Origin of the sequence: Pedobacter nyackensis (genome assembly GCF_900176505.1) — a bacterium.
GTDB lineage: Bacteria > Bacteroidota > Bacteroidia > Sphingobacteriales > Sphingobacteriaceae > Pedobacter > Pedobacter nyackensis.
Window position 1 is genome coordinate 238046 of record NZ_FWYB01000007.1, and the last position, 23855, is coordinate 261900.

Genomic DNA, 23855 nt, shown 5'->3' on the forward strand with positions numbered 1-23855 from the left:
TCATCATGGCTAATCGGTACAAAATTTTGTACATTCGGTTAACAAAACTTATATGCTAATGAAACCATCCCTAAAACTACCTCTGGTAGCTATGCTGGCAATTTTTGCGTCTTGTGAAAACAGCAATAAGAAAACGGCATCCACAGATACCAGCATCACTGCCACTAACCCTTTCCTTAAAGAAAGCACCTTACCCTATCAGGTCCCTGATTTTGATCAGATCAAAGATGAAGACTTCAAACCGGCCATAGAGGAAGGGATGAAGATTCATTTAGAGGAGATCAACAAAATTGCCGACAATCCGGAAGCACCAACATTTGAGAATACGCTTGTTGCCATGGAAAAAAGCGGACAAATGCTAACCCGTGTAAATCAAGTATTTGATTTGCTCACCGGAGCCAACACCAATAAAGACTTACAAAAAATACAGGAAGAGCTGGCTCCCAAACAGGCCGCTCATAAAGATGCGATTTACCTGAACAGCAAATTATTTAGCCGAATTAAATCCATCTACGAAACAAGGGCAGAGCTTAAATTAGATGCCGAATCGAGCAAACTGATTGAGTATTACCACCAGCAATTTGAATTGGCAGGGGCCAAACTATCAGATGAGGCTAAAACTGATCTAAAAAAACTGAATGAGCAGGAAGCTTCTTTAAATGCTAAATTCGCGAACCAATTGCTTGCCGCAGGTAAATCGGGCGCATTGGTAGTAGATAAAGGTGCTGAGCTGGCCGGTTTGTCGACCGCCGAAATCACTGCCGCCGCTGAAGCAGCAAAGACAAACAAGCTGGAAGGAAAATGGTTGGTACCATTAAAAAACACAACACAACAACCGGCTTTACAGGCATTGTCCGACCGCAATACCCGTAAGAAATTATTTGAAGCTTCCTGGAATCGTACAGAGAAAGGCGACAGTACCGACACCCGTGTTACTATAGTTCAAATTGCTAAAATACGGGCAGAAAAAGCAAAACTAATGGGCTTCCAGAATTATGCAGCTTGGAAATTACAAGACCAGATGGCCAAAACTCCCGCAGCAGTAGAAGCTTTCTTTGCCAAGCTTGTACCTTCTGCAACGGCAAGAGCCAAATCTGAAGCCGTCGAAATTCAGGCTTTGATAGACCAGCAAAAAGGAGGCTTTAAATTGGAGCCTTATGACTGGGATTATTATGCCGAGCAGGTACGCAAAGCGAAATACGACTTAAACGAGAATGAGATTAAGCCTTACTTTGAGCTCAACAATGTACTTAAAAACGGGGTGTTTTATGCTGCTACGCAGTTGTATGGCATCACCTTTAAAGAACGTACCGACCTGCCGGTCTACCATAAAGATATTAAGGTGTATGAATTGTTTGACAAAGACGGCAGCACCATTGGTTTGTTTTACTGTGATTTTTATAAACGCGACAACAAATCCGGCGGAGCCTGGATGACCAATGTGGTTAATCAGTCGAAATTATTAGGTACAAAACCTGTCATCTTTAATGTATGTAATTTCGCAAAACCTGCAGGAGGTGCACCAGCGCTGATCAGCTTTGATGATGTGACTACCATGTTCCATGAATTCGGACATGCGCTGCATGGCTTTTTTGCTAACCAACAGTATCCAAGTCTTTCAGGCACCAACGTAGCCCGTGATTTTGTAGAGTTTCCTTCGCAATTTAACGAACACTGGGCTGTAAATCCACAGGTGTTTAAAAACTATGCTATTCATTACAGCACCGGGCAGCCAATGCCACAAGTATTGGTTGATAAAATAAAGAAAGCTGCTAATTTTAATCAGGGGTTTGCTTTAACAGAAGTTTTGGCTGCTGCCGCACTGGATATGCAATGGCATAAACTCCCGGCAACTGCACCTTTACAGGATGCGGACAAATTTGAGACCTCAGCTTTGCAAAAAACGGGTTTAGGTTTATCTTATGTACCACCACGCTATCGTTCCAGCTACTTCCTGCACATCTGGGGGAATGGTTATGCTGCCGGTTATTATGCTTACCTGTGGACAGAAATGTTAGACCATGATGCCTTCTCCTGGTTTGAAGAAAATGGTGGTCTTACCAGGACCAATGGTCAGCGTTTCCGCGATATGATTCTTTCCCGTGGCAACACTGAAGATTATGGCAAAATGTTCCGCGATTTCCGCGGCCATGATCCGAACATAAAAGCCATGCAGAAATACCGTGGTTTACCACAAAATTAAATAAACAAAGCCCCGGAAATTTTCCGGGGCTTTGTTGTTACTATACGATTGTTGCTGTTACCTTGGTTCCGCTTACTGCTGTTGCATAAATTTTTAATGCCCGGGTACTGCCGGTAGAGTTTTGTGGTCCCTGAAGTACTGCACCAGCTGTACTGTATTCGGAGGAATGAAGCTGGCATTGGATTCGGCTGTTGGTTTGCTTCCATACCAGCGTTCCTCCTTGATGTGGACAAATAGCTTCTGTAGCTACAAAAGACGCAGGTACGTTGCCTGTTGCAACTCTAAAAAACAACACTCCGTTTGCAGTGGCCTGATCGCCAATTGCTACAAGCTGAGATAAATCAACTGTTGCGGTACTGCCACCTGTAGGAGGATTAGTTTTACCTGGGTCGGGTGTATCTGCCCCGCCCCCTTTTCCACAGCCAGACATACAAGATCCTGTGCATAGCAATGCCACCCCAAGTCCTAAGGACTTGATAAATTCGTCACGTTCCATAATTTTTAAATTTTAGTTTTAGTAAATTTTAGATGCTTTATCCGGGTCTTTATTTTTTGATTTAAACAGGGTAAAGTTTCTGGAAATGGTAAAACCAAATCGAACACCTCCATCACCCCAGTTCTTTTTGGTACCGGGAATAAAGTTGTTTTCCAGAATATATTCGGAATTCATAAAGTTCAGAGAAAAAATGTGGCCACCCGTTTCAATCTCAAGGCCAACACCCAATGGGTTATAATAAGCCTGTGAAAGATCTGTTGGTCGTGATAAACCGTTAACCAAGGTGTAATCGGCTACGAAAGACAACCTTTTGGTTAACTTCATCCTACCGGCAAAACCAATAGAGAAAAGGTTTTCAGGATCTCTACTTTCCGAGGTGTTCTTACGCATCAGCAAACCAGGCATTGCTTGCAATGAAAGTCTGGAAGAGATTTTTCTCGAAATAAGCGCCTGAAAAAAATAAGAAAACCGGTTTGAATAAGTAGCGAATTCACTATCAGTAAATGGTTCCCGGGCTACCAGGCCCAGTTGCGCAAACATCGTTAAGTTAACCGGCATGGCTCCATCACTTTTTTGTTTCAGCAATTTATACTTACCCGAGAAATTAAAAAGTTCATCCTGCTTACTTCTTCCAACGGCAACTGTAAAATCATCTGTAACACCATAATCCAGACCAATAAAAAGATCAGAGGCTACATCGAGTCCGTATAAGGTATGCGCATTACCAAACCGGCCACCGATATCTCCAAAATGATGGCGGATTCTTAAGTCAAGGTCGTGCTTTTTCTGCGTTTCAGTGGAATGAGACAATACCACACGGGTGGATTTAAATACAGCATCCACTTTTGTGTCGGCCTTACCACTATCCAATGTCCTCAACAAAGAATCCGCATTTTGCGCAAATCCCTGCGTTAAAAAAATTGAAAAGGCAATTACCAATAAACCGGTCGTTTTCATATTTCCGCTATTTTAGAAGGTTAAGTTTTCCGTCAACTTTTACACTGATCACCTCCGCAATCTTAGTGATCACCAGTTTGGGTATTTTAATTTTATGATCAACACAGGCTACTTTAAATTCTGTAAAGATTTGCAGCACCCCATCGCCTATGGTCAGTTTACCGGGTATAGTGCGTACTTTGTCCACCCCATGAATGGACAGTGTTCCAGTCACTGTAACATTATATTCACCTGCTTTACTGAAGTCGATATCCTGGTCTATTGTTCCTTTAAATTTTGCCTGCGGATACTTGTCACTTTCCATGTAGTTTTCATTAAAGTGTTCCTGCATTAATTTCCGGTCGAATGTTAAACTCTTTATAGGGATCTGAACCACCACCTCTTTCGTTTTACTTATGATTGCTGCGGTACCATTTACGCTTACGGCTCTGATGTCTTCAATAGGTGTGGAAGAAAATATAGCTGCTTTAACATTTCGGCCAACATAGCTTTGTGCGCTTGCACTTAGCTGAATCAGCATAAATGAGGTGCAGAAAAGGATTTTAATTGAATTTTTTGCCCAGATCATAACGTAGTTTTAAGGAAACGCCACTTGATTTCAGATTTACTCTACCTTCGCCAACACCTGTCAGCGGTATTTTTACAAAGGGCTCAAGCCCCAGTTTGAATTTTTCCTTTTTAAGCTTCACATAGTAAGTAGCAGAAAGATCGACCACCCCAAAATAATGTTGGTTTTTACCACTGAAGTGCTGTACCCTATCTTTAAAGCCCGACTCAGCTGTATAGCTGAAGGTATAATCCTCACTAAGCATGATATAACTAGACATACCCGCGTTGATATCAATACTTTTCCGATGGTCTTCCATTATACGATAAGAAGCGATTAAAGGAATTTCCAACACGGCACAGGAAGCATCTATCTCAGAAACGATTGCCTTTATTTTCGGATTTCTAAAGCTGTACTCATAACTATCTGCGCCATAATCCTTCACACTATACTTTAGTCCGGTTTGTAGGCTAATCCTTTTAAAAAGGCCTATACTAACACCTATACCTCCGCTGAAGCCTGTTTTTCCACCTACCATCGCTCCAGTGGAATTGAACTCCGGACCAACACTTAATGATAAACTTATGGGCAGCGGACTACGACGTTTTGCTTTTTGCTTTTTTACTACCGATGCAATTGCTGTTGCTGCAACATCTGATCCGGAAAGTGCCGTAACAGTTGAATCAGCTTTAAGCTGAGGTGTAGATTGAACCAATACATTATCTGATGTGCTGTCGATATTTTTATCAGTTACAAGAGCCGAAGGGTGCTGTGGGCTTTGTATCTCCCCATCCTTCCTCAACACGTCTTGCTTCAACACGTCTTGTTTTGATACACCTTGTCCCCCCCTATATCTAGCGACTACAAAAACATTCGTTTTTTTCATTTCCACCACAGCACGATCAACATCAACTTTAACAATTTCAGTATCAATCCTGGTCATAACTGGCCGACTTGTTTCCGGAACCTGTATAACCGGAACCGACTTATTTTTATTAACTATTGCCACCTGAGTCTTAACTGCATCTTTATCCAAAAGCATAAAACCTCCAAAACCAATTAAAAGCAATAAACATAAGGCGCCCGCCTTTCTGAAAAACACCACCCGGTCCCTCCTGTTCAGTTTCTGCTCCATTTTATCCCATGCCGCTTCCTCAAACTGAGGATCAGCATCGAATACCTTTTTTCTAAAGGTGGCATCAAACTCGTTATCGTTCAATTCCGTCATGGTGTTTTATATATTAATATTTTGATTCGATGTAGCGTTTATCATTTTCTTTAACTGCTCCCGTGCTTTAAATAAATTCGACTTAGATGTTCCTACTGAAATTGAGAGCATCGATGATATTTCTTCATGCGAATACCCATCAATTGCGAATAGGTTAAATACGGTTCTATAAGCAACAGACAGCTTTTGCACCAGCTTAATCAGGTCTTCATAATGGATATGGGAAAGTATACTTTCTTTATCCTCCATTTCGTGCTTTGCATTTAACTCTTCCATTTCAAGACGCTTAATTTGCTTTCTATAATGATCTATCGATGTATTGATCATTATTGTACTTAGCCAGGATTTAAATGGCCTTGTTTCTTCATATTTATGAATATGGATAAAGACCCGCATGAACCCATCATTTACAAGTTCTATAGCCTCTTCTTTATCTTTTGCGTAACGAACACACATCCGCATAGCATAGCTATAAAAGATCTGGTAAAGTCCTTTCTGACATTTCCTATCTTTTTTCTTACAACCGGCTATTAATTCCTGAATGATTAGCTCGTTCACGTAAAATTTTTAATTCATCTATACTTACAGGTACGCAGAGTTGCGTGCAAAGGTTGCCTGCACAATGAAATTAATAAAAATAAATACAATGTTAGCGGAGTTTCGTACTTAGCTCCTTAGCTTTATCATAATTGGTGCTTCCCTGTGGGATTTTCGACAGCCATGATAAGGCTTGGGAATTATCTTTCTGTTTGACATAGCTTAAAGCAATGTAATAGGCAGCATCAAACTTGAATACAGATTCACCATCATATAACTTGCTGAGTACCGCTCTTGCCTCATCCCCTTTTCCGGTTTCTATAAGCGTTATGCCGTAATAATATGCGGCTAATGAATTAGCTTGTTCTTGTTTGTATACTTCCTGAAGTAATTTTTCGGCCGAGGCATAGTCATGGGCATTGTAAAAATCAGCAGCTTTTTCTAACGTATTTTGCCCATTATCAGAACGTTCTACAACAGACATCTCCTTGCTGATGGTGTATTTTTCGTATAAGTTGGCAGACCATGGCGCCCATACCAATAGGCCAATGATTAAAACAGCTGCCACACTTAGCCATTTTATATAAGGTTGCAACGAGACAACGCGTGGTGATGGCTGTTCTGTAGCTTCATTTTTAAAATGCTGCTTACCTAAAGTAGCTAATGTAGCTGCCACCTGTTGATCGGTCTCGTCGGGTGCAATGTTCATCTTTAACGATTGATGAACATTTATATAATAAGCTTTCAGTTCCTGAAGTTCAGCATCTGACTGCAATAAAGTTTCAAACTCTTGCTTTTCCTGAGGCTCCATATCACCTTCAAGGTAACGGGCTACAGTTAATAATTTCTCCTCGTTCATCATTATTCTTCCGTTTTATCAGATTGAACCATTTTTATCAGAGATGCCATGCATTCAGATTTCTTTTTTCTCAGGTAGCCATAGGTAACACCAAGTGCTTCGGCAACTTTTTCCTGTGCCTCGCCCTTCATGCTCCAGGAAATTATCTCCTTACATCGTTCGCCTAATTTTTCGAAGGCTGCAAAAAATAATTTCGACTGTGCTTCCTGCTTTTCCAGATCATCTGCATTTGCAAAAGTATCTTCTCCAATATGTAATAAATCTTCCTCCTTATTTGTTACCGGTAGAATTGATCTTTTTTTTATTTCATTTAACCACTTACGCTTGCAGATCAATAAGATATAGGGCTCAAATGGGCACGTAAGCTCCAGCGATTTATATTTTGCCTGACGATATACTTCCATCAGGGACTCCTGAAATATATCAGCGGCATCATCTTCACTGCCATTATTGAATACAATCCAGGACTTGACCTTAGCGGCACAACGCTTATAGATTTCGTTAATGATCGCAGCGTCATTATTTACCAGTCCGACGATGTAACGCTGGTCTGCATGTATCTTTTTAGCCATTAGTGGATTTGTAATGAAGCATGTGACTGCTAATTTAATTTTTTTTCGGAACAAGGGGGTAACATTTTTTCGAAGCCATTGATATCTATTCGAATCACCCAATGGCGAACGCTGAAAAGCCTTAAATAGAGTAAGCGAATTTTAAAACGAAACAACATGAAAACTTTAAACTTAACATCAGCATTATTCATCGTATTGATCGCCTTAGGCGTAGCATGTAAAAAAGAGAACGCTGGCGATGACAGGAACAACACCGTAAACTCAGCAAAAGAATTCACCGCTAAATTTGGTGCACAAAAACAATCCAAAGAAATCAACGCTTCTGCACTTCCTCAAACGATAACATTTTTAGATGGTACTAAAGTTACTTTCCCTGTAGGTTCATTAACCAAAGGTGGTGTGGCAGTAACCGGAAATGTAACGGTTGAAGTTTATGAGGTATTGAAAAGAAGTGCTGTAATATTTACTGGTGCAAATACCAACCATTCATCAGGTGCTCCGCTGGTATCAGATGGTTTTATTTTTATCGATGTGAAGGCAAATGGACTTAGCGTAGATCAGAACCTGGCAGTACCCATTAAAATCGCAATTCCTGCTAAAAGAGATGGGGCTACCCAGCTTTGGGTTGGTGTAGACCAAGGCGGAGAAAAACCACTTGTTGCGGCCGCAGCTAATCAGATGGCATGGGCAGCACCAAGAAACGCCAATGGTGTAGGTATGAAAGAAGTAAGCGCATCTCAATCGGCCTTTACATTTGACTTCGGAAATCTGGGTTGGGTAAACTGCGATACCTTTTATGCCAACAGCAGCCCTAAAACAACAGTACGTGTAGAAGTATTAAATAACCCGGGCACAATGGCTAGTTTCCATGCCTATAGTGGCGAAACCTTTGTATACTACTGTGCGAAAGGTGCTAATGTAGTTGCTCAATTGTATACTCCTGATGGTGCGAACAAAGTAAAAAGTTACGACAACAGTATGCCAATTGGTTCTCAGGGTCGTATGCTTTCCTTCTCTATTAAAGATGGTAAATTCTACTATGCAGTTCAGGATATCACCATCAGCGCAAACCAGAACCTAACCATGACTTTAACAGAAACTACTGAAGCGACCATACAAGCTGCCATCAGCAGCCTGGACAATTATTAAGCTCCCTAATCAATACACAATGGAAAGGTTGTATCATTAAAAATGGTACAGCCTTTTTCCCGTTTTATTTTTAATGATAAACACGCATCATTTTAAGATATATTGTTAAATTTATTTCTGAGTATGAAAAGACTGCTACAATTACGCGTACTATTTTTCGGAACATTTTTAGCAACATCACTTGTTGCACCTGCACTATATGCGCAAAAACAGCTACCGGGCTTAACTAAGCCCAATCCTGCTTTAACTATGCCAGCAGATACCGTTCCGGCAATCATCAATCACACTGTAGAAAACGGTGTAGTAAAGTTCAGTTCAGTGTTGCGACCGCTTCGTCAGATTGCCGGCGCTCCCGAACCCTTTTATAGTTATTTTTGGGAATTTGGCGATGGGCAGTTCTCCTTCGAAAAAGAACCGCAGCATAGCTTTCCGGATGATTTAAAATACGATGTTCGTTTATTTGCGACCAACAGTTATGATGATGGGAAGCGTCCGCCTACCAGACCTAAGCCTTTAAAACCGGGAAGTAGCAGACCTGTACTTGCGGCCAATAAATCAGCAGAACCTGCTTTCTTTAAATCGGGTGGTTCGATAGAGATGAAAACGAATTGTATGCCGAAACCCGGAGATGACATGATGCTGGTTCTAGGTTACCGCAATAAGCCCGAAAATGGAATAGCAAACCTTAATGGTACACTGGCGATACTATTTAACGATAAAGAATTTACGAAGGATAATTTTGAACTTGCTGAGGCGCGTACTTACCACAATGAAAAGAAAACTTCTCTTGATAAATATGGTACCGTAGCTGCTTTAAAGTTAAGTCGCTATGACCCTTTTTATGCCGCGCTAAATGGTCCAAACTCCAATGAGACTAATCATGTTGTTTTTGATCCGGAGGGCACAGCATTGATTAAAGAGAAAATGGTAGCTTACCGCAAAACTGAAAGCTGGAAATTTGAAAACCTGAAAGCCGGTGAAGAAAAGTTTGTATTCCTGCAATTTAAAACTACGCCGGAGATGATTAAGGATACCAATGCGGTGGTAAAACTAACCGGTATGTTTATTCCCGACAATCCGCTGGCCACAACAGATTTGTTTACCATCGAACTTCAGATTGTAGCCTCGCATGACCCCAATAAGATGATGTTGAAAAACAGCAGGATGAACTTCCGTTTTACGGGTAAAAACAAAAAACTAACCTATAAGGTGAGATTTCAAAATACGGGCAAGGGACCAGCGAAAAAGGTTGATGTAGGCGTTGCTATCGCCGAAATATTGGATAAAGGATCTATTGAGATATTGGATTCTAAACCAAAAGTAATCCTTAGCAAGGATGCTTATGCCAATCAAAGTTGCCTGGATACAGTTAGTGTGGCAGATAGCATGCATTTTGTATTTAAAAATATTTATCTGCCGGGTATGCAGCAGAAAGGGGTTAATGATGCCGACTCGACCATGGGCTTTATTGAGTACAAGATTGGCTTTAAGGCAAAACCTAAAAAGCTGCCATTTAAAAGCGGAGCGGCTATTGTGTTCGACAAGAATGAGCCAATCTATACCAACAGGGCAACAGGAAGATATAAAATGGGTTTATCTCCGGGAATTATTGCCGGTTATGGTTTCCCCTTTAAAAATGGCAACACGCCCTTTTCCGGACAAAAGAACATCACCTTTGGTGTTAGTTTAGCTCCCTATGCCCCACACAGGTATTACTGGCAGGTAGAATTGTATGCGAGTTCATTCGCTGAAAAAGAATACCTGATTAAAAGAACGCCCGGGACTGAAAGACTTGTTCCTATTGTGGTTAATGGGAAACAGCAGGAGGCCAGACTTAAGTACGTTGATAGCACAGCGCGTACAAAGGTGTTAACCATTAATATTGTTCCGCTGCAAATGCGTTATAATTTCAATAAGTACATTGGTGCAGGTATTGGCACCCTGGTTTCTTTCAATATTGATGAGCAGTCGACCCCTGGTAAACAGGGCTTGTATGAACTTTTGAGCGCTACCGGAACTGGTGAGCAGGTTACCCTTAAAAAAACATTCGACAAAGTCAGCAAAAGCTTTAATGATTTCCAGAACACGTTGTTCACTGATATACAGGTAGGAAAAGTACATGTAGGTCCTTCCATTGGTTTCAGGTATTTATACACATTTCAGGGTTCAGACAATAGGTTAATTACTTATTTAACATGGAAGTTTTAGCGAGAATTCTTCTTGTTTATCTTTCACTTTCTGGTTTTGCTGTTGCTGCGCAGCATCCGGTAAGCATTCCGCAGCCGATTGTTAAAACCCTCGATTCATTAAAAGAAAAGGACAACCTGACTGATTGGTTATATACGAGGATAGATTACAGCTATGGCAGTCCTCGTCAGACTCTCCCTTTTTTAATGCGTACTGAACGGGAAAGATGGCGCAAGCCCCAATCTACTCCAGAAAAAGAAGCCTGGTTGATGCTACTGAGCAACCAGGGATATAACCAGATGTACACGGGTAATATCCTTAACTCTATCAATTGTTATGAACAGGCATATAATTACGCCATCGACCATAAGCTCAATGTAGAGGGTATTGCAGACTATGTTTTAAAGCCCTGGGCCAATAACTATACCCGTTTGGGTGATTATGAGAAGGCTTTGTTTATCCAGCAAAGAACACTGGATTATGCAAAGCGAGAACATAATGATGCTTTAGCTGTCTCTGTTTACAACAATATGGCCATCTCCTACCGCTCACTAGGTGATTTTAAAAAAGCAGAGGAATGCATCCTCCTTGGTACTAAAAAAGCGGCTCCCGGCTCTTCAGCGCTTATTTTGCTCGACAATACTTTGGCTGACATATACTTTGATAAAGATGAGCTTGAACTGGCTGAACAGGTTATTGCAAGAAACATTTCCCGTCAGCAAAAGCTAAAACCTAATTCTGAAACGGCTTACTGGCTTTTGAGCAGCTATATCACTTCGGGTGATATCCACAGAAAAAAACAGCATTTTACCACTGCACGGAACAACTATCAGCAGGCGCTGGTCATTAATGATCAATACTATAAGGGAAACAGGTTAAGAGAAAAAGCTTATATATTTATCCAACTGGGTAAAATTAAGCTTGCTCAAAAACAGCCTACCGAAGCATTAACCTATTTTAACCAGGTGCTAAGTACGTTTGGTATTACTGATACTGCACTGCGGATCAATGCAGATAGGATATTTGGCGACAACCGTCTGGTTGATGTATTTTACCAAAAATCACTAGCCTATAACCAAATGGGGTTACAAAAAGAGGCTTTGGAGAACATTCGCTTCTCTTTACTATCGGCAGATCGGATACGTTTTGAGCTTGCAGATGTAAAAACAAAACAACGCTTTCAGGCGGAAACTAAACAAATGGCAGAAAAAGCGATTGCCATTGCTTTTAGCCTGCTTGGGAAAACAAATCAGCATAGCTATGCGGAAATCATTATAGCGATCATTGAACAAACCAGGGCACGCACCTTGCTAGACGACATCCGCAGCAATGAACAACAATTAACCCGGTCGACAAAAGACCCTTTATTTCAGGAAAAAGCAAAGTTGGAGCAAGCCATCGCCTACAATGAGAAAGAATTGCTGCAAGGTGCTGAAGATCCCATAGAGATCGAAAAACGGAATGCTGAACTTAAATTTAAACTCGAAGGCATTGAAAAAAATATAGCTCAACGTTATCCTTCACTGGCAACTGGTAAGGAAATGTTGCTAGCGGCTGATAACCTATTAAAGCAGCTTCCGCGAACTGCTCATTTCATAGAATTCTTTTCCGGTACCGACCACCTTTATGTAGCAGAAATTTACAACCGAAGGGTAAAACACATCAGAAGGATTTCTAATGCAAGGCAGGTGAAACAGCAGATATTCGATTTTGTAAACACTTATTACCGAAGGGGTCCGGCGGCAATGATGAACCAGCCAAAGTCGTTTTTCATGGCTTCCAATCAGATTTACAAAACTTTACTGGGGAGTTTTAATTTTCCTAAAAATGAACCACTCATTATTATTCCGGACGAGGTGATTGGATATCTCTCTTTTGATGGCCTGGTTACCAGTAACAATTATCAGCCTGATATTGCGAGCTGGCCTTTTGTAATTAAAGATCTTTCTGTTGCTTATGCCTTTTCCATACAAACCTGGCTAAAGCAATCAACGAAAAAAACAGAGCATAAAGGCTTTGCAGGTTTGTTTGTCACCCACCAGCATAAAAACAAGCAGTTCATTCCAGCGGTTGCTAAAGAAGCCGAATCCATAGAAAAGATAGTAGCCGGTGATTTCAGGAGAGATGAGGATGCCGGGGTAAAAGATTTTTTCAATGCTTTTGACCAGGCCAATGTATTACACATCAGCACCCACTCCTATTTATCCGGTTTACAAAGGGAGCCAACCTTATCTTTTGAGGATGAGCCGGTATTCTTGTTCGAACTATCAGCGCGAAAAGCTGCCCCAGACCTGGTGGTATTGAGTGCCTGCCGGACAGCGGACGGAATGATGAACAGCGGTGAGGGCATCATCAGTTTAAGCAGGGGCTTTGCTGCCATAGGCACAGGTGGCACTATTGCCGGCTTATGGAATGTTAATGATCAGGCTGCCTCAGAAATTACAGCTGCATGCTATCAAAATATGCTTGCGGGACAGAAAATCAGCATTGCCCTGCACCATGCCAAACTAGACTGGCTACTAAACAAACAAAGACCTGCACAGGAATACCTGCCCTATTACTGGGATGCACTGATTTATATGGGCTACGACAAAAAAGTAAACCTACAAGCTGCCCATAATCGTATCATCGATTATGGGCAGCTTGCAGCGCTTATACTTGTTGCTATTTTAGGCATATATTACCTGCTAAAGGTTAAAAAGAGATCTATTTCGCCTGCTTCAGTATCGTAACAGCCAAAGGAGGTACATTCAACAAGATAGAATACTCTCTGTTATGGCAATCTATTTTTTCCGGCTGGATTACCTTGGTGTTCAGCTTTCCGCTACCAAAAAACTCTTTGGCATCGGTATTAAATATTTCTTTCCATTTCGCTTTAAAAGGCAGTCCTACTCTATAGTTTTCTCTGTATACAGGGGTTAAATTTAAAACTACAATCAATGTATCCTTTGCCTTTTTCCCCTTTCTGATATAGATATATATCGAATGCCTCGCATCATCTGCGTTGATCCATTCAAAGCCCTCAAAAGAAAAACTATGTTCGTATAAAGCCGGTTCTGAAGTATATAGTTTATTAATCGCCCTAACGGTTTTTTGCATGGCAAGATGCGGTGCATGTTGCAACAGATGCCAGTCTAACGAACTTTTAAAATCCCATTCATGCGTTTGTGCAAACTCATTGCCCATAAACAAAAGCTTGGTACCAGGTTGGGTAAACATATAGGCATACAACACCCGCAGGTTGGCAAACTTCTGCCACTCATCACCCGGCATTTTATAAATCATTGATGATTTACCATGTACCACTTCATCATGCGAGAAAGGGAGCATAAAGTTCTCGCTAAAGGCATAAGTAATGTTAAAGGTAAGCTGATAATGATGGTATCTTCTGTTGATAGGATCGTTTTTAAAATACTTCAGCGTATCATTCATCCAGCCCATCATCCATTTCATTCCAAAGCCTAAACCTCCTTCATGCACGGGATGGGTAACACCGGGATAAGTACTGCTTTCTTCAGCAATGGTATGTACGCCTTCATAGTTACCATATACAGCAACATTAAGGTCTTTAAGAAATTCAATAGCTCCTAAATTCTCTCTTCCACCATACTGATTGGTAGCAGCATCTTCCGCCTTGCGGGAAAAATCGAAATAAAGCATAGATGCTACGGCATCGACTCTTAAACCATCTATATGAAACTTATCCAGCCAATAGAGGGCGTTGCTGATTAAAAATGAGCGGACTTCATTCCTGTCGTAATTAAATATATACGATTTCCAATCGGGATGAAAGCCTTTACGCATATCCGCATGTTCGTACAAATGCGTACCATCGAAATGGTAAAGTCCATGCGCATCACCGGGGAAATGTGAGGGCACCCAATCTAAAATTACTGCAATATCATTTTTATGCAGTTCGTTAATCAGGTACATTAATTCCTGCGGCGTACCATGTCTTGAACTTGCTGCAAAATACCCGGTGATCTGGTAGCCCCATGAAGGAAAATAGGGATACTCCATTATAGGCATAAACTCTACATGGGTAAAGCCCATATCCAGTAAATATGGTACCAGGCTATTGGCGATTTCAACATAGGTTAATACCCGGGCCGGTTCATTCGGATCGCGTTGCCAGGAGCCCAGGTGCACTTCATAAACCGACATGGGTTTATCTAAAGCGTTTAACTTAGCCCGTTTGTTTAGCCAGGTTTTATCTTTCCATTTATAATCATTATCCCAAACGATAGAAGCCGTTTGAGGCGGGTGTTCCCACCTTTTTGCATATGGATCGCCTTTTTCTACGTCTACCCCATCAAAACCTTTAACCAGGAATTTATAGAGTTGGCCCTTGGCAACACTGGGGATAAAGCCTTCCCAGATGCCTGAGCTATCGAGACGCCTGTTTAAGGGATGAACGGAGCGATTCCAATCGTTAAAATCACCAATGACATGTACAGCCTGCGCATTTGGTGCCCAAACCGAGAAATAAGTCCCGTCTACATCATCTACATTAATAAGATGTGCGCCAAACTTTTCATACAATCGAAAGTGCTTACCGGATACAAATAGAGAAATGTCAAATTCACTGAAAAGGCTATGCGCAAGCACTTGGTTCATTAGTTATATATTTTTATGCTGGTGAAATTCTTATTTGATTTAAAACGCAGGCAATTGTTTTCATCCATTTGATAGTCGGACACATCTACTTCATCAATGGTAATCTTGTTTACATTAAAAGGTAATCCAATGATATTATAATTATACGACTCGTAATTTGGTGTATACAGGCCATTAACTGTTTGTTCTATGCTCAGCAGGTATTGTGTTCCATTTACACAGAATTTCTTTTCAGAATAGATATCTTGTTCATAAGCAAAGGTATCTCCATGATCTTCAAACAGGAATGAGTTTACCTCATAGTCTGTGTAATATACATTTAATAATACTTCTTCGATGTTTTTTTCGCCTACATACTGCATCACCGGATATTCGGGAATTACGGATCCTGCTCTTACAAATAACGGCATATGATCTAAGGGTGCCTTGATATTATGCTCGCTTTCACCAGTCAGGATTTCGTGTGTCCAGAAATTATACCATTTACCTTTTGGCAGGTAAACCATTCGTGAAGTAGCACCTTGCTCCAATACAGGACAAACTAAAATCTTGTCGCCAAAAGTAAACTCGTCCTGGCGGAAACTTGTGCTTGGATTCTCCTGTTCCAGCATAACCAATGGTCGGAGGATAGGGAATCCATAACGATGATGCTCCCAGAACACGGAGTATAGATATGGCATCAAACGGTATCTCAATTCAATATAAGTTCTGTTGATACTGGTATATGGCTCGCCAAAGCTCCATGGCTCACGTTCAGCGGTATCACCTGCAGAGTGGGCACGCATAAATGGCGAGAAGGTACCAAGCTGAATCCAACGGGTAAACAATTCGCCATCAGGTTCTCCACTAAAACCGCCAATATCTGTTCCGCAGAAAGGCACACCCGAAATTGACATGCGCTGACATTGGATATTGCCTATTTTAAGGTGTTCCCAGGTAGCTACGTTGTCGCCTGTCCACACACAGCCATAGCGTTGCATCCCTGAATACCCTGCGCGGGTGATAGTAAATGGACGCTTGTTGCGCATTAATTTTTTAAGTCCGTCGTAAGTAGAACGGACCATCTGCATCCCATAAACATTATGTGCTTTACGGTGCGAACCTCTGTAACCTTCGAAGTTATGTCGTACGTCATTAGGAAAAGTACCTGAGCCAAATACTGCAGGCTCGTTCATATCATTCCAAACACCGGCAACGCCCATATCAACCAGTCCTTTATACAAATTACCCCACCATTCGCGCACGGTAGGATTGGTAAAATCTGGGAACTGACACCTGCCTGGCCAAACATGACCTTCCATGAAATAATCATCACTACGGCGGCAGAAATAGTTATTCTCTTTTCCTTCTTTAAAAACCCAATAATTGTCGTCCACTTTAATACCAGGATCGATCATAACCACAGTTTTGAACCCATCATTGGCCAGTTCCTTAATCATCCTCTTAGGATCAGGAAAGTGGCTTTTATTCCAGGTAAAACAACGATAGCCATCCATATAGTCGATATCCAGATAAATGGCATCACATGGTATACTTCTGGATCTGAAACCTTCCGCTATTTCCTTCACCTTTTTTTCAGGGTAATAACTCCATCGGCATTGGTGATATCCTAAAGCCCATTTTGGCGGCATTGGATGTGTTCCGGTAAGACTTTGATATCTTTTTACCACGTCCATTAAATGTGGACCATGGATGTAATAATATTGCAATTCGCCACCATCTGCCCAGAAACTGGTTTTCGTTTGGTCTTCTTTCCCGAAATCAAAATAAGAACGGAAAGTATTGTCGAAGAAGATCCCATAGGCAGCCTGGTGGTGTACGCCTGTATAAAAAGGAATGGTACGGTACAAAGGATCCTGATCCCAGCCAAAAGAATAGGCATCTGTATTCCAATTCTGGAAATGCCTTCCTTTTAAGTTCATGTTTCCGGATTTGTCGCCCAGCCCAAAGAAATTCTCATCAGGGAGGCACTTTTTGGTAGCGTATACATAGTAACCACCAAATTCTACATTCTCCTCCCAGTGCATAGCCTGGTCATCCTCACTCATCACCATCTGACTTCTGTTATCCAGAAAAGACACATTGAAGTCGCTTTTTCTGATTTTACAGGTTACGGTGTTGGTAGAAATGGCATAATGGGCTTCCTGCTCTTCCATTTTAAAGGTGGTAACCTTTTGATCAACCACCGGGACAGCGTAAGAAAAATCCTCCAGGAAAACTCCATGTGGAGCTAGTCTGACTCTGATGATCTCATCACTTACTACCCGAATCTCAACCTGGGCATCACCATCTGAAAAATAGAACTTATTTCCCTCGGCATGAACCTGCTCCACTGCGCTAAGGTATTTTTTTACGATTGGTTTAGGTCCTGAAACCGGATTGTTTAAATGCTGCACTGATTCTTCAGCTTCAATCCCCTTATCTAATTGCTCGTTATATATATGCTGTTGTTCATTTAACTCTTCCATAAAAACTCCCTTAGGTAAAAAACCACGAAGCAGCCACTTCGTGTACTTTGTACAACTAAGGTGTTAAAATTTCTATTAAAACCAAAGGATTATATGAGATATAACTTGCGCAAAAAAAAGGCTCTGATATGAACATCAGAGCCTTAACCTTTAAAAAAGAAATATCCTATGGGTTAAATGTATACGACACATAGTAAAGTGCACCTATTGCAGGGTTACCATATGAGGTGATATAATATTTATTTAAGATGTTAGAACCACCCAATTTGATCATTGATTTCACTGAAGGGATCTTAAAGTTAACCTGTGCATCTATAGTACTGAATGAAGGAACCGCTCCTGCAGCAAATGATGAATTCCAGAAGAACTCATCCTGCCAGCGGTAATTCACGTTAAAACCAACGTTTCTTATCACCTCTCTATTTCCCAATCCCAGGTTATAACGAACTTTAGGGGTATTGAAATCATTGATATAATCAGCAGGAAGATCGCCTAACTCATTATAAGAAACGTTTCCACTCAGGTTATAGTTCTTGCCTAACAGGTAATCAATTCCCAAAGCACCGCCATAAGAAGTTACCTTTCCTACGGCATTTACAGGAACACCGAATTTAGGGAAGGGATAAGTTGAGCCATTTTGCTGATATACTTCTACAGCTGTAATAAAGTTTTTATACTGGTTGTAATAAGCATAGGCATCAATCAAAAATTTAGGTCCTAATAAGCCTTTGTATCCAATTTCGTACGACTGAACACTCTCCGGTCTGATACCCCTTGGATCAAACTCATAGGTTTTTAACAATGCTGGGTTTGGCGTTCCTGTGGCCAATGAAGCATCATATGCACGATAGCTTGCATCTGTGTAAGGTTTTCTGGTTGTCAGCATTTCATATTTATTCAACATTTCTGGTATACCTCCGATCAATCGCTGACGACCACCTGCTACAGATAAATCTATATATTGATTTTGAGTAGTCGGGTTGCGGTAACCTGTTTGATAAGAAACACGAATGTTATTGTTTGGCGCTACGGTGTAAACCCCTGAAATTCTTGGTGTAAAGCGTCCATCAAAATTGGTACTTTTATCATACCTTCCTGATAAGGATAATTTAAACTTATCATCAAACATTTTTTTTGCAACCTGTGCAAATGCTCCGTATTCGTCGATATTTAGTTTTTTGCCAAGATCGTCGAAAATAGTTCCACCGGAGCGCAACTGATAAATTCTGTAAGAACCTCCAACCTGTAATTCCACAACATTGTTTAATGCATTGGAAAGATTATACAATCCTTCATAGTGGTAAAGGTTTGTTTTATCGTCGAATTTTGCGCCTAAGCCAGATGAAATGGTATTGTTAACGATGCTGTTTTTAGCAGCTTCAAATTGTGCAGTACCAGGCATAAATCTACCACGATCAGCAACACCTCTTGCTGCATTGTGTGCTGCGTCATTACTTCCACCGGCAGCAAGCGCACTGGAATAAGCCAATGCATATTGAGCAAACCAACCATTTATAGCATTTGGACCGGCAATACTGCTTGGGCGGTAGGCTTCATTGATAAATGAGCCAAGAATGGAGGAGATATAAGAATCACCAGAACGCTCCTGAGTGGTATATCCTCTAACAAAAAAGTCCTGCCCTTTTAACTCCAATTTAAACTGACCGATACTAAAATTACGTAATGAATAGCGGTCTGAACCTGTATAAACAGAAGTTCCAGTACCCCATGCTGCGTGTGCAATAGCTTCGATAGTAGGGGTTACTTTGTAATGAAGAGATCCCGAAGCCTTTAACGACTTGGTATCATAATCAACTAAATTTGATTCATTATAGCCTGTTCTTGAAACGGCCTGACTGGTTACGCCACCCCGCTGTAAACCGTACATTAAAGCAAGGAAGGGTGACAACTGAGGCATTGCAGGCCTTAAAGCGGCAAATGCAGGATTTGTATTAATCTGGTTCAGTACAGCATTATAGCTGGTTAACCCGGGATTAGTAACCAAAGAGTTAAATGCTCCATATGCCAGTGGCTGCTGAGCCTGGAAACTTGAACGTAATGAATTACCTACCAACAGGAGGTTAGCATTAACCTCATCACCATAAACGTTTACACCATCGTAATTAGGATCAGTTGTTCTATCCCCGGCTTTAAAATTACGCCCTATACGATCGAAATTACTATAGTTATCTGCCTGCCAATCTTTTGCCTGTAAAAAAGAGAAAGTACCTTTTACAGCAAACTTATTATTCCAGGCCTTAGCCATACGGACATCCAGCTGATTAAACTGCTGATTGCCTGTATTGTCATCATTCACATGATTGATACCTGTTTTGAATGAAAAGCTGGCTCCCTGGTAATCAAAAGGATTTTTTGAGGTCATTAACATCGTTCCATTGATACCGCCTGCACCATACAATGCCGACGATGCACCTGGCAATAGCTCAACATTATCCAAATCAAGATCAGAAAGACCAATAATATTTCCGACTGCAAAATTTAATCCTGGTGCCTGGTTATCCATTCCATCCACAAACTGGTTGAATCTGGTATTACCGTTTGAGTTAAATCCTCTTGTATTTATAGATTTGAAGGTCAAACTCTGCGTACTCACCTCCACGCCTTTCATATTAATTAATGCATCATAAAAAGAAGGGGCAGAAAGCTCTTTAATTGTGCTTTGCCCCATTCGCTCTACAGATACCGGAGATTCAAGTATTCGTTCCGGGGTTCTGGATGCAGATATAACTACCTCCTGACCAAGGATAACGGTAGGTTCCAGTTCCGTATTTATACCTTTTGTATTGCCTGTAATTTCCTGCTCAACGGAAATATATCCTAAAAAAGATATTACGAGGGTAAGTGGCGTTTTTCTATTTGTAGTAAATGAATACCTGCCACTTGCATCTGTAGCAGTTCCGCTTGTTGTACCTTTTACAGTGATTCCAACACCTGGTATTGGTTGTTTAGTTAGCTTATCCGTAACCAAGCCACTAATCGTAACACTTTGTGCATGTACAGTTAAGCTGACCATACAAAACAAAAGCGCAAAAATCACTTTAGTAAACATTTTCCTCATACTTATTATAATTATGTTTTATTTTAACATAAACTTAATTATTTTTTTGAAACTACCAAATACTATCTGAAAAATATTTCAAGGATAAAATTTAATGATTGATTACATTTCAATTAAGTTTTATGTTAAATTGCCATAGCCAAATTTTCAGAAATGAATAAAATAAAAGCTTCCATTTGTATTATCGTACCCATACTACTCGCATATGCCCTTAATACAAAATTTGGTAATGTACCGCCTGTTCTAAAATTTTTAAACCCTTTTACCGGTTTCTGGCAAAATGCGGAACGGACTACGGTAAAGGCAAATAACGAAATCAGCCTAAAAGGCACAATTGAAAATGTTGATATCGCATTTGATGATCGTATGATCCCGCACATCTTTGCACAGAACGACCATGATCTGTACTATGCTCAGGGATACATCACGGCAGTACATCGCTTATGGCAAATGGATTTTCAAACCAGATTCGCTGCCGGAAGAATCTCAGAGGTAGTGGGCAAAAAAGCTATCGAACTGGACAGGTATCAACGAAGGATGGGTATGGTTTACGGTGCCGAAAATTCTCTTGAAGGCATGATGGCCGATCCAAAATCCAAAGAAATGATCCTTGCCTACACAGAAGGAATAAATGCCTACATAAAATCTCTATCTCCATCCAAACTACCGGTTGAATATAAAATACTGGATTTTAAACCGGAAGCATGGACCCCGATTAAATGCGCACTACTACTGAAGCAGATGTCGGCCGTTTTGGCCATGGGATCAGATGAGTTTTACATGTCCAACATCAGGAACAAATTCGGAACTGATGTAGTGAAAGACTTATTTCCTGATTATCCCTTTAAAGAGGAGCCCATCATTCCTGTCGGAACAAAATGGGATTTCAAACCGCTTCCTATCCCGGCTGCACCATTAACCGATGAAACAGCAACAGCAGCTATAAAAACAAAGCAGAAAGAAGAAGGAATTGGCAGCAACAACTGGGCGCTATCGGGCGCAAAAACGGCATCAGGTTTACCTATGCTGGCCAACGACCCACATCTTGACTTAACTCTGCCCTCCATTTGGTACCAGATTCAATTACATGCTCCGGGTGTAAATGCTTATGGCGTCTCCTTGCCTGGTGCCCCAGGGATCATCATTGGCTTTAATAAAGACATTGCATGGGGCGTGACAAATGTAGCCGCAGATGTACTTGATTTTTATCAGATAAAATTTAAAGACGATACACACAAAGATTATTGGTATAACAACCAGTGGAAGAAAACCAGTTCCCGACTGGAAACGATTTCGATCAGGGGTGATAAAGACGTTACAGATACCGTGCGCTATACCCATCACGGACCAGTGGTTTACTTACAAAAAGTTAAAGGTTTCTCTAAGGCAAATAACATTCCAGTGGGAAATGCCTTGCGTTGGATTGCTCACGATAAGTCTAATGAGCTAAAAACCTTTTACCTGCTAAACAGAGGAAAAAATTACGACGACTACCGCAATGCACTGACTTTTTATACGGCACCAGCTCAAAACTTCATCTTCGCATCAGCCGAAAACGACATTGCCATTACTGCGAATGGCAAATTCCCATTAAAATGGAAAAATCAGGGTAAGTTTATTCTGGATGGAAGTGATCCTAAAAGCGACTGGCAGGGATGGATACCGTCTTCACAAAATCCTACAGTAAAGAACCCGCCGAGAGGATTTGTTAGTTCCGCAAATCAGTCTTCTACAGACCCCAGCTACCCTTACTATATTAATTGGGAGTTTAGTCCTTATGAACGCGGAAAACGGATAAACGACAGGCTAAAAGTAATGGAAAAAGCTACAGCCGATAGCCTGATTAAAATGCAAACCGACAGTTATAGCATCCATGCACAAAACATCCTTCCTACGATTTTGGCTATGGTAAATAAGCTGGACCTTAATGCAACACAAAAAGAAGCATTGAGATTTGTGTCGGAATGGAATAAGTACTATGAAGCAAAATCATTGGCCGCAAGTGTATTCGACATTTGGACCAAGCGCCTTCAATTCGACATATGGGATGATGAATTCACGATAGCTAACATTCCAATGCGCTATCCCTCAAGAAACAGGACAGTACAGCTCATTCTAAAGGAACCGAATTCGAAATGGCTAGATAATATCAACACCCCGGCAAGAGAAACGCTTGCAGATTTAGTAAACGAGGCGTTTAAATTCAGTTGCGATAGTCTCGAAAGAAAATACGGACCTATTGGGAAATCATGGGCATGGGCTAATTTAAAGCATACCAACATCCCCCATATGGCTAAAATCCCAGGATTTGGCTCTAAGCTGCTGGTAACGGGCGGAGGAAAAATGACCATCAACGCTTTGGGCGAAAGTAATGGGCCCTCGTGGCGGATGGTAGTTGAGCTGGGCAAAACACCTAAAGGTCATGGTGTATTTCCAGGCGGACAATCAGGTAATCCCGGTAGTCGGTTTTACGATGATATGATCGACACCTGGTCACATGGAAAACTGTACGATCTGTTTTACATGCAATCAGTCGATGACAAATCAGCCAAAATAATTTCACAGTTAAAAATTTCAAAGAAATAACCATATGGTGTTTATCGTAGTCATTATCCTAGCTTTTTTACTCCAGATGCTCCTCCCCTGGTGGATCATTATCATCATTTGCTTTGTTACCTGCGGTTTAATTGGCAAGACAGGAAAAATAGCTTTTTGGCAGCCTTTTCTGGCTGTTTTACTGTTGTGGACCGGAATGGCATTGTTTAAAACGCTGCCCAATGACAATGTACTGGCCATTAGGGTTGCTGAAATGTTTGGCACAAAAATCTGGTGGATTTTACTTGCAATTGGTTCCTTATCAGGTGCAATTACTGCAGGCATCTGTGGCTACTGTGGATATCATTTCAGAAAAGCCATACTGGTAACGAAAACAAATCCTTAATTAAAATTTGTTGCG

16 protein-coding genes are annotated in these 23855 nt (G+C 41.0%); 6 read left to right on the forward strand and 10 right to left on the reverse strand.

What is annotated here, in order from left to right; all coding sequences use genetic code 11:
* The first annotated feature begins 58 nt into the window (after window positions 1–58).
* Window positions 59–2203, forward strand: coding sequence for a peptidyl-dipeptidase Dcp (gene dcp / locus B9A18_RS14615; protein ID WP_084290063.1), 2145 nt, complete (start codon window positions 59–61; stop codon window positions 2201–2203).
* A gap of 40 nt (window positions 2204–2243) precedes the next feature.
* On the opposite strand, the gene B9A18_RS14620 is transcribed toward dcp, so the two are convergent.
* The 7 genes from B9A18_RS14620 to B9A18_RS14650 all read right to left on the reverse strand — a co-directional run bounded on the left by B9A18_RS14620 (window position 2244) and on the right by B9A18_RS14650 (window position 7399).
* Window positions 2244–2699: a QcrA and Rieske domain-containing protein gene (locus tag B9A18_RS14620; protein ID WP_084290064.1), complete on the reverse strand. Its 456-nt coding sequence runs from the start codon at window positions 2697–2699 to the stop codon at window positions 2244–2246.
* Between the two features lie 18 nt (window positions 2700–2717).
* Window positions 2718–3656, reverse strand: a complete 939-nt coding sequence (locus B9A18_RS14625; protein ID WP_084290065.1) for a DUF5777 family beta-barrel protein — start codon at window positions 3654–3656, stop codon at window positions 2718–2720.
* Between the two features lie 7 nt (window positions 3657–3663).
* Window positions 3664–4224, reverse strand: coding sequence for a YceI family protein (locus tag B9A18_RS14630; RefSeq protein ID WP_084290066.1), 561 nt, complete (start codon window positions 4222–4224; stop codon window positions 3664–3666).
* Entirely contained in the window at window positions 4199–5431 is a 1233-nt protein-coding gene (locus B9A18_RS14635) for an outer membrane beta-barrel protein (protein ID WP_084290067.1), read from the reverse strand. Before B9A18_RS14635 ends, B9A18_RS14630 begins: the two co-directional genes overlap by 26 nt.
* A 6-nt stretch (window positions 5432–5437) precedes the next feature.
* Window positions 5438–5989, reverse strand: coding sequence for an RNA polymerase sigma factor (locus B9A18_RS14640; RefSeq protein ID WP_084290068.1), 552 nt, complete (start codon window positions 5987–5989; stop codon window positions 5438–5440).
* A gap of 91 nt (window positions 5990–6080) precedes the next feature.
* Window positions 6081–6830, reverse strand: coding sequence for a tetratricopeptide repeat protein (locus B9A18_RS14645; protein WP_084290069.1), 750 nt, complete (start codon window positions 6828–6830; stop codon window positions 6081–6083).
* Complete coding sequence (locus B9A18_RS14650; RefSeq protein WP_084290070.1) at window positions 6830–7399, reverse strand: RNA polymerase sigma factor; 570 nt, start codon at window positions 7397–7399, stop codon at window positions 6830–6832. The genes B9A18_RS14645 and B9A18_RS14650 overlap by 1 nt, the downstream gene beginning before the upstream one ends.
* Window positions 7400–7555: 156 nt before the next feature.
* Here B9A18_RS14650 and B9A18_RS14655 point away from each other — a divergent pair, with 156 nt between their 5' ends.
* The 3 genes from B9A18_RS14655 (at window position 7556) to B9A18_RS14665 (ending at window position 13467) form a co-directional block, all read left to right on the forward strand.
* On the forward strand, window positions 7556–8548 hold the full coding sequence (locus tag B9A18_RS14655; RefSeq protein ID WP_084290071.1) for a hypothetical protein: 993 nt from the start codon (window positions 7556–7558) through the stop codon (window positions 8546–8548).
* 123 nt (window positions 8549–8671) lie between these two features.
* Window positions 8672–10756, forward strand: coding sequence for a DUF7849 domain-containing protein (locus B9A18_RS14660; protein ID WP_084290072.1), 2085 nt, complete (start codon window positions 8672–8674; stop codon window positions 10754–10756).
* Window positions 10744–13467 (forward strand): CHAT domain-containing protein, encoded by a 2724-nt coding sequence (locus B9A18_RS14665; RefSeq protein WP_084290073.1) that lies wholly within the window; start codon window positions 10744–10746, stop codon window positions 13465–13467. Before B9A18_RS14660 ends, B9A18_RS14665 begins: the two co-directional genes overlap by 13 nt.
* Here the strand turns inward: B9A18_RS14665 and glgB are convergent.
* The 3 genes from glgB to B9A18_RS14680 all read right to left on the reverse strand — a co-directional run bounded on the left by glgB (window position 13442) and on the right by B9A18_RS14680 (window position 20899).
* Window positions 13442–15352, reverse strand: coding sequence for a 1,4-alpha-glucan branching protein GlgB (gene glgB / locus B9A18_RS14670; protein WP_084290074.1), 1911 nt, complete (start codon window positions 15350–15352; stop codon window positions 13442–13444). The genes B9A18_RS14665 and glgB overlap by 26 nt on opposite strands.
* A complete protein-coding gene (locus tag B9A18_RS14675) occupies window positions 15352–17820 on the reverse strand; it encodes a glycoside hydrolase family 31 protein (protein WP_084290075.1) in 2469 nt (822 codons plus the stop codon). The genes glgB and B9A18_RS14675 overlap by 1 nt, the downstream gene beginning before the upstream one ends.
* A gap of 166 nt (window positions 17821–17986) precedes the next feature.
* Window positions 17987–20899: a TonB-dependent receptor gene (locus tag B9A18_RS14680; RefSeq protein ID WP_200816366.1), complete on the reverse strand. Its 2913-nt coding sequence runs from the start codon at window positions 20897–20899 to the stop codon at window positions 17987–17989.
* Window positions 20900–21052: 153 nt separating this feature from the next.
* On the opposite strand from B9A18_RS14680, the gene B9A18_RS14685 reads away from it, so the two are divergent.
* Both B9A18_RS14685 and B9A18_RS14690 read left to right on the forward strand, forming a co-directional pair.
* Complete coding sequence (locus B9A18_RS14685; protein WP_084290076.1) at window positions 21053–23485, forward strand: penicillin acylase family protein; 2433 nt, start codon at window positions 21053–21055, stop codon at window positions 23483–23485.
* 4 nt (window positions 23486–23489) lie between these two features.
* Entirely contained in the window at window positions 23490–23840 is a 351-nt protein-coding gene (locus B9A18_RS14690) for a hypothetical protein (protein WP_084290077.1), read from the forward strand.
* Window positions 23841–23855 lie beyond the last annotated feature (15 nt).